The following is an 8,113-nucleotide window of genomic DNA, read 5'->3' as shown; positions in this document are numbered from 1 at the left end:
GTGCTGGACGGAGTCGTACCGGACTGGGACATGGGGGCCTGCCTTTCTGGAGGGCGACCCCCGAACCCCCGGGTGGCCGGCCCGATGATCCCCGCTCCGCCGCGGTCATCGTGCCGTCCCTTCGGTGCCGCCTCGCAGGATCGCCGCGGACCTCGAAAGGATCACGTCCCCGCGATCGGCCGCCTCAACCGTCACCGCGCCTGACCGTCCCCCCACAACGCGGGAAACACCTGATGACGCGGGAAGCGCCCCGACGACGCGGCAAACACCCGACGATGCGCGGAGCGCGGTGGTTGACAGAGCCACGGCGGCGGGTGTGCGTGCCGTCCGTGCCGCCGTGGCTTTGTCCCCCACCTGTCGACGTCCCCGGCTACAAGAGGCGGTGACCGCGTCCGGGACGCGGCGCGGCCACCGCCCCGCCCCCCAGCGAACCGGCGGAAGCATTCGTCCAGGTGCGTTGCAGCCTGCCGCGTACTCGCGCGTAGGTCCGGGGGTTCGGCGGCAGGGGTCGACGGGCGGTCGAGGATCTGCGACGAGAGGTTCACGCTCCGCGATGAACGAGCGACGGAGCGCGATACGCGGTGCCGGGCTCGTCTCCGGGCGGTCTGTCATGCTACGCAGATCGGAGGGCTGTCTGGATGAGACGGTACTGATAGGAGGCGGTATGGGCGGGTTCTTCACCGGACGGACGCTGGCGGACCTCGGACGCGATCTGCGTTCCGGCGACGCGTCGGCGGCGGGGCTGCTGGCGCACGTGTTCGCGTCGATCGACGCGGAGGCCGACGCGGAGGCCGACGCGGAGCTCAACGCCTTCGTCACCCTCGACCGCGAGGGCGCCGAGGCGGCCGCCAAGTGGGCGGACCAGGAGCTCGCGTCCGGTATCGACCGGGGTCCGCTGCACGGCGTCCCGGTCGCGGTGAAGGACATCATCGACGTCGCCGGCCTGCCGACCGGCATGGGATCGGCGCACTTCACCGGGCATGTGGCGGACGCGGACGCGGCCTGCGTGACGATGCTGCGGGACGCCGGCGCGGTGATCGTCGGCAAGACCGGCACGCACGAGTTCGCCTACGGCGGCAGCGGCGACGTCTCGGTGAACGGGCCGGTCCGCAACCCGCACGACCGGGAGCGGATGTCGGGCGGCTCCAGCAGCGGCAGCGCGGTCGCCGTCGCCGCCGGGATGGTCCCGCTCGCGCTCGGCACGGACACGGGCGGGTCGGTGCGTATCCCAGCGGCGTTCTGCGGGATCGCCGGGTTCAAGCCGCCGTACGGCGTCATCCCGACCGACGGTGTGTTCCCCCTGTCGCCGACGCTCGACCACGTGGGCGTCCTCGCCGGGTCAGCGGACGGCTGCCGGATCGCGTACCACGCGCTGGTCGGCCCGGCGGAGGCCGTCCCGTCGCCCGTCGACGAGAGCGTCCCGCACGGCCGCGTCGCCTGGATCGAGCCGGAGTCCGCCGACCCGGACGTGGTGCGGACCGTCCGGGCGCTGTTCCCGGACGCGCCCGCCGAGCCGCTCGACCTCTTCGAGCTGCGGCGCATCTTCAGGGCGATCCAGGACTGCGAGGCGTACGAGATCCACGCCGAGCGCGTCGCGGAGGCGCCCGAGCGGTACCTGCCGCCGACGCTGGAGCGCCTGGAGCAGGCGGCGCGGACGCCGGGCTGGCGGTACATCCGGGCGTTCCGCGAGCGGGACGCGTTCGCCCAGCGGGTGGCGGGGTTGCTGGACCGCTACGACCTGCTGGCCCTGCCGACCATGATGATGACCGCCCCCAAGATCGGCGAGACGGAGGGGCCGTTCGGCCGGCACGCGCCCGCGCTGGTGAGCCTCACCTGCGCGTGGAACGTGCTCGGCCTGCCCGCGCTGAGCGTCCCGGCCGGGACGGTCGGCGGCCTGCCGGTCGGGGCGCAGCTCGTCACGCGGCGCGGCGCCGAGAGCCTGCTGTTCGACATGGCCGGACGCCTGCCCTCCCTCACGGGCTGACGGTGTCTCTCATGGGCTGACGGTGTCTCTCACGGGCTGACGGTGCCCTCATGGGCTGACGGTGTCCACCAGTACTTCGGTGATGAGGGCCGGTGGCACGTCGACGCGGGACGCGACGCGGACGACCTGGCGCGCCGCCTCCGCCGGGCGGGCGGCGATGATCCTGGACGCGGCACGGATCGCGGCGAGGCGGTCCTCCGGCGTGGCGAGCGTCCCGCCCGCCCGTTCGACGGCCGCGTCGACGACGGCGTCGATCAGCGGCGTCCGGGTGCCGAGAGCCTGCAGGACGGCGGCGCGGCCCTCGACCTGGAGGAGGCTCGCGGGGTCGCGGCCGTCGGGCAGGCCCGCGATCTCGACAGGGCCGCCGACTCCGGCGAGCCGCTCCCACGCCCGGACGGTCCCGGACCGTCCGGCGGGGTCGCCGTCCAGCGCGACGAGGACGCCCGCGCCCCCCAGGTCGGCGGCCTCCCCGAGCGCGTCCAGTTGCGCGGCGGTGAGGGCGAGGCCGCACGTCGCGACGGCCGCGTACTCGGCGGGGCCCGCCATCGTGACGGCGATCGCGTCCAGCGGCCCCTCCACGAGGACGGGACGCGCCCCCGCGGCGAGCCGGTCGCGGGCCTCGTGCAGGCCGTAGAGCACCTCGCCCTTGTGGAACAGCGACGTGTCGGGGCCGTTGAGGTACTTGGGGCCTGGGCCGCCGTCGCGGCGGCGTCCGATGTAGCCCGCGATCGCGCCGTCCGGTGCCCGGATCGCGAACATGGCGCGGTCCCGGAAGGTGTCGCGGAGCCGTCCCGCCCCGTCCGGGCGCGCCAGACCGGCGGCGGCGATGTCGTCGTCGCCGTGGCCGAGTGTCCGCAGGTGGTCGGTGAGCGCGTGCGGTCCGGCGGGCGCGTAGCCGATCTGCCAGTGGCGCTGGACGCCCGGCGGGAACCCGCGTCCGGCCAGGTAGGCGGGCACCCAGCTCGCCGCGAGCCGGGCACGGAAGAACCGCTGGGCGTCCGCCATGACGCCGTGCCGGGACGCGCCCGACACGCGCCCGTGCAGGCGCCTGGCCGTCCGGAGGATGCGGTCGCCCAGCCCCGGGCCCGCCCAGAACGCCCGCGCGGGGAAGGCGGGCATGGGCGGCTCCAGCCCGAGCCAGGCCGCGACGAGGAACGCGACCGAGTCGGCCTCGATCCGCCGCACGCCCCGTTCGGGGGCCTTGGCCGTGATCGCCGCGAGGTGGTGTCCGGCATCGGGCGGAGGCGGCCCGGAACCGCCGGGGAGGGGGAGTCCGTCCGTCTGCGCGACGTCGAAGACGGCACGCGGCGCGCCCGTCCGGCCGAGGACGCGGATGCCCGTCTCGCCCCTCCTGACCTGGCGGCCCGCGGAACGCCACTCCTCGTAGGCGCGGACGTCCGTGGCGCCGCGCCACTGCGCGCTGATGAGCAGGATGGCGGTGTAGCCGTGGCGGCGACCGTGCAGGACGGCGCGCTCCAGCCACCATGACCAGGGCCGCGTCCCGTCCCGCAGGCGGACCGTCTCCTGGTCGGCGATGCCGCGCAGGAGACGCAGGTCGTCCGGTCGCATGGATGCCTCCTCGCCGTCGAGCGGGCGGGGAAGCCACCTACGTCATACCCGCCCGCCTACAGATACAGGCCGAAGAATTCTTCGGGATGATCCAGGAGCGGGGGCAGATCCTCTGCCGTGAGCGTGATCAGTTCCTTCTTGGTGGGCGTCCGGGCCGCCTTCTTGCCGGCGCCTCCGCTCTTGCCCGCGCCGCCCTTCCCCGCGCTTCCGCTCTTCTTGGCGTTCTGCTTGGCGGCGAACGCGGCGGTGGCGACGCGGTCGGCCTGGTTGGCGACGGCCACGTCCAGCATGTTGCGCATGAGGCGGCCGTTGCCGAACGACGGGCCGCGGGGCGCGCGGCGCAGCATCGCCAGCAGGACGTCGTCGGTCCCGGGCGCGAGCCGGAAGCCGTCCGCGGCGGCGAGCTGGCCGAACACGGTGATCAGCTCGTCGTCGGTGTAGTCGGGGAAGTGGATCTGCTTGGGGAAGCGCGAGTCCAGGCCCGGGTTGGCGACGAGGAACTCCGCCATCTCCTGCTGGTAGCCGGCCACGATCACGATGAGGTCCTCGCGGTGGTCCTCCATCAGCTTGACCAGCTCGGCGATCGCCTCGTGCCCGTAGTCGCCCTTCAGCGGGGACTGGGTCAGCGTGTACGCCTCGTCGATGAACAGGACGCCGCCGAGCGCGCGCTCCACCAGCCGGCGGGTGCGCGGCGCGGTCTGCCCGATGTACTCGCCGACGAGATGCGCCCGGGACGCCTCGATCAGGTGCCCGGACGACAGCACGCCGAGCCGCTTGTAGATGCGGCCGAGCAGCCGGGCCACCATCGTCTTGCCGGTCCCGGGGTTGCCGGTGAACACCATGTGCCGGGTCGGCGGGGTGATCTGCAGCCCGGACTCGCTGCGCAGCCGCGCCGCGTGCGTCCCGGCGACGATGAGCGCGATCTCGTGCTTGACGGTGTCGAGGCCGGTGAGGGTGTGGAGTTCGGCGAGCGGGTTCCCGGCGGCCTGCGAGGTGTCCAGCGTCTCCGGGATGTCCTGCTTGCGGACGACCGGCTTCGCGTCCCGTCCCCCGTCCTCCGCCGGTATTTCCAGGGCTGCCTCTCTAGGGGCCGCCGCGTCCTCTCTAGAGGCCACAGCGTCCTTGGAGGCCACCACCGCGTCTTTGGAAACCACCCCCACCTTGGACGCCGCCACCGCGTCCTTGGCGGCCCGCGTGCGGACCGCGGCGACGACCTGGTCAGCGAGATGGGGGGCGAGGCGGGCGTTGCGGAGCGTCTGCATCGGCGGTGTCGCGGCCAGCAGCGCGCCCGCCGCCTCCACGGCCTGCCGGGTGCCGCGGGCCCCGCGGGCGTCCAGGGCGCGGCGGAACAGCTCGGCGTGGCCCTCCGCGGTGAACGGGCGGGTCCGGGCGATGCGGAACCGCTGCGGCAGGACGGGGTTGATCTCGCGGATCCGGTCCTCGCCGCCGGCGTCGCACAGCGCCACCACGTGCAGGTCGGGGTGGACGGCCAGCAACCGGTGCAGCTCGGCGGCGATGGCCTCGCCGTTGCCGGGGTCGGTGACGATGCCGTCCAGGCCCTCGATGATGAGCAGCCGGTCGCCGGCGCAGTCGCGGGCGTCGGCGTGGAGCTTGGCGACGGCGTCCGACAGCCGCTGCCCGGTGAACAGGTTGTCGGTGACCCAGTGCGGGTCGCGGCCGAACGCGAGGGCCTTCGCCAGCTCCTGCGCGGCGTCGCGCTTGCCGGTGGCGTCGGGCCCGGCGAGCAGGAGCCGGACGGGTTCGTCGCCGCGGGTGAGGTCGTCCAGCGCCTGCACCACCTCGGGCTGCCCGACCAGCGACGTGGCGATCTCCGGGCGCCCGCGCGAGCGCGACCCGGCGGGCCCCTCGGCCTTCGCCGGGACGCTCTTCAGCGTCTCGGTGAGCGGGTTGACGACGCGGCGGCGCGGCGCGTACAGGCGCCGCAGGTCGGTCTGGAACTGGCCGACCGGGATCCACTCGGCCTTCGGGAACCACGGGTCGCCCGGCAGCCCCTGGACGACGGCGACGAACCGCATCGCCATGTCGAGCCAGCCGCGGCAGGCGTCGGCGGCCCCGGCGACCAGCGCCCGGACGAGCCACGCCCGCGTCCGCTCCTGCCACGCGCCCGGCTTGAACCCGCGCCGCTCGCCGGGAAACCGCTGCTGCAGGTCGCCGTAGCGGTCCTCGCCCAGCGCGACCGACAGCTCCGCCGGAACGTGCTCCATGCTGCCCTGCAGCAGCAGCTGGATCAGGTGGACCTCGACGCTCTCCTCGCGCGGCGCCACCTCCGTCAGGTGCTCGTAGGACGCGAGCAGCCCCCCGCACACCCACTCCAGGTAGCCGACCGGGCCGAGCAGCTCGGGCACCGCGGTGACGATGTCGTCGCCCACGTGCGCGTGCCAGTGCTCGCGCAGCTCCATCTTGGGCAGGTTGACGTCGCAGGTGGGCGGGTCGTCGTACATCCGGAGCAGCGCCTTGCGGCGTTCCTCCAGCGGTTCGACGCCCTCCAGGACGGACAGGCAGTCGCGCGCCAGCTCGATCGCGAGCTCCCGGTCGGGCGCCTCGATCAGCCAGTCGACCGGTGGACGCCACCGTCCGCCGGGCGCGTCCCAGCGCGTCATGCGGGTGCTGAGCGGGCCGGGGTTGACGAGGTGCTGGTACAGCAGCCGCTCGGGGAGCTGCGACCACGAGCCCGCCTTGATGGCGCCGCCGCCGGGCAGGAACGCCAGGATGCCGAAGATCTCCGCGGTGACCAGCGACGCGGGCAGCGTCAGCAGCTTGTGCTCGTCGGTGGTCAGGTCCGCGGCCCGCGGGTCGGCCGCGAGCCCGTCGATCCGGGCCGAGATCTCCTCGAAGAGCCCGTCCGGGACGCGCCACGGGCCGTGCGAGTAGACGTCGAGCACCGGCTCGTCGGTGAGCAATAGCTCCAGATGCTCCGGCAGCCGCAAAGAAGTCTCCCCAAGAACGATCAAAGCAGGGGTACAGCCTACGTTTCCCGAGGGAGTGCCGGGTTAGCGGTCCGTCCAATCGGAGGTATTGGGGCTGTCACGTTCGGTCGTCCGTAAGTCAGTCGTCCGGCGGTTGGTCGTCCGGCAGTTAATCGTCCGGGCGGGGGCTACGGGCGGCGGAGGCGTTCGACGGCGATGCGGGCGGCGGTGCCGATGGCGGCGTCGGCCCGCGGCAGGACGGCGACGGGCAGCGGCGACCTCGTGAACACCGCGACCGCGTACCGTCCGCCGTCCGGGTACTCGACGACGCCGACCTCGTTGCGGAGCGTCGGCAGCGTCCCGGTCTTGCCGCTGACGACCACGGCGTCGTAGGGGAACCCGGACGACAGCCGGTGCGGCCACACCTGGAGCCCGAACAGCCGGCGCATCGCGGCGCAGCCGGGGGGCGGCGCGGCCTCGTCCCGCCAGATCATCGACAGGAGGCGGGTCATGTCGCGGGGGGTGCTGCGGCTCGTCCGGGCGGGGTCGAGGGCGCGGAGGCGGGACTGCACGCCCGGCTGGTCCAGCTTGGCCCACACGTCGGCGACGCTCGCCGCCCCGGCGTCCGCGAGGAGGGTCTCGTGCAGCTCGCGCCCGCTGACCTCGACGACGGTGTCGCGCAGGCCGAGCGCCGCGGACGTCGCGTTGACCGCGTCCCGGCCGACGCGCTCCAGCACGACGTCGGCGGCGGCGTTGTCGCTGACGGTGATCATCATGAAGGTGAGGTCGCGCAGCGACATGCGCGCCTCGTCCAGCATCCCCGATACCCCGGTGGGCCCGGTGGTGCGGCCCGCCGCGGGCAGCGTGACCTGCTCGGACGGGTCGATCAGCTCCTCTGCCGCCTGCCGGTGGAACGTGACGAGCAGCGGCACCTTGAACACCGACGCGAGCACGACGGGCGCGTCGGCGCGGACGGCGACCTCCCGTCCGGTGTCCATGTCCACGGCGTGCAGGAACCCGGTGACGCCCGCGTCGCGGAACTCCGCCTCGACGCGCTCCGCCACGTCCGCACCGACGTTCGCGCCGACGTCCCTACCGACCTCCGGCGGGCCCGGACTCCGGCTCGCCTCGCCCGGGACCGCGCTCATGCCAGGAACCCGGACGACGGGCGCGGGACGACCCGGCGGGCGGGGACGCCGTCCAGCGGCGTCATGGCTGCCTCGGTGCGCAGCACGGCGGTCGCGACGGCGGTGAAGTCGGCGATCGCGCGGGCGTGGTCGGGGTCGCGGGCCCGCCGCCACACGCACGACGTCCGCCGGAGGGGCTCGCCCACAAGCGGACGCCATGTCACCCCGGCGGAGTCGTCGGTGCGGGGGGCGAGCGCCACCGCCGTCCCCGCGAGGACGAGGCCCAGCGCGAACTGCGGATGCCGCGCCTCGTGGACGGCGGCGGGCGCCCACCCGTGCCGCCGGCAGGCAGCCAGCAGGTCGTCGTGCGCGCCGGGCGCGTCCTTCCGGGGCGGCACGACGAGGTCGAACCCGCGAAGGTCGGCCAGATGCACTTCGGCGGGCGGCCGGGCTCCGGCGGGCCCGTCGACGGAAGAGCCGGTGTCGTGGGAGGTGGCGGTGGGGAG

General features: G+C 74.4%; 5 protein-coding genes. 1 reads left to right on the top strand and 4 read right to left on the bottom strand.

What is annotated here, in order from left to right:
- Positions 1-664: 664 nt before the first annotated feature.
- Positions 665-1,984, top strand: a complete 1,320-nt coding sequence (locus tag ETD83_RS36535) for an amidase (protein ID WP_138649777.1) — start codon at positions 665-667, stop codon at positions 1,982-1,984.
- Between the two features lie 48 nt (positions 1,985-2,032).
- Here ETD83_RS36535 and ETD83_RS36530 read toward each other — a convergent pair whose 3' ends face one another.
- From ETD83_RS36530 to ETD83_RS36515, 4 genes are all read right to left on the bottom strand, one after another.
- A complete protein-coding gene (locus tag ETD83_RS36530; RefSeq protein ID WP_138649776.1) occupies positions 2,033-3,553 on the bottom strand; it encodes a toprim domain-containing protein in 1,521 nt (506 codons plus the stop codon).
- 56 nt (positions 3,554-3,609) lie between these two features.
- Positions 3,610-6,501, bottom strand: coding sequence for an AAA family ATPase (locus ETD83_RS36525; protein WP_138649775.1), 2,892 nt, complete (start codon positions 6,499-6,501; stop codon positions 3,610-3,612).
- Positions 6,502-6,668: 167 nt separating this feature from the next.
- Positions 6,669-7,628, bottom strand: coding sequence for a serine hydrolase (locus ETD83_RS36520; protein WP_138649774.1), 960 nt, complete (start codon positions 7,626-7,628; stop codon positions 6,669-6,671).
- The coding region (locus ETD83_RS36515; protein WP_230421422.1) for a LysR substrate-binding domain-containing protein at positions 7,625-8,113 on the bottom strand (489 nt) is incomplete at its 5' end. The genes ETD83_RS36515 and ETD83_RS36520, both read right to left, overlap by 4 nt.

Origin of the sequence: Actinomadura soli, assembly GCF_005889715.1 — a bacterium.
GTDB classification, from domain to species: Bacteria; Actinomycetota; Actinomycetes; order Streptosporangiales; family Streptosporangiaceae; genus Spirillospora; species Spirillospora soli.
The sequence above is the reverse complement of the archived record's forward strand: the minus strand, read 5'-3'. Positions and strand labels throughout refer to the sequence as shown.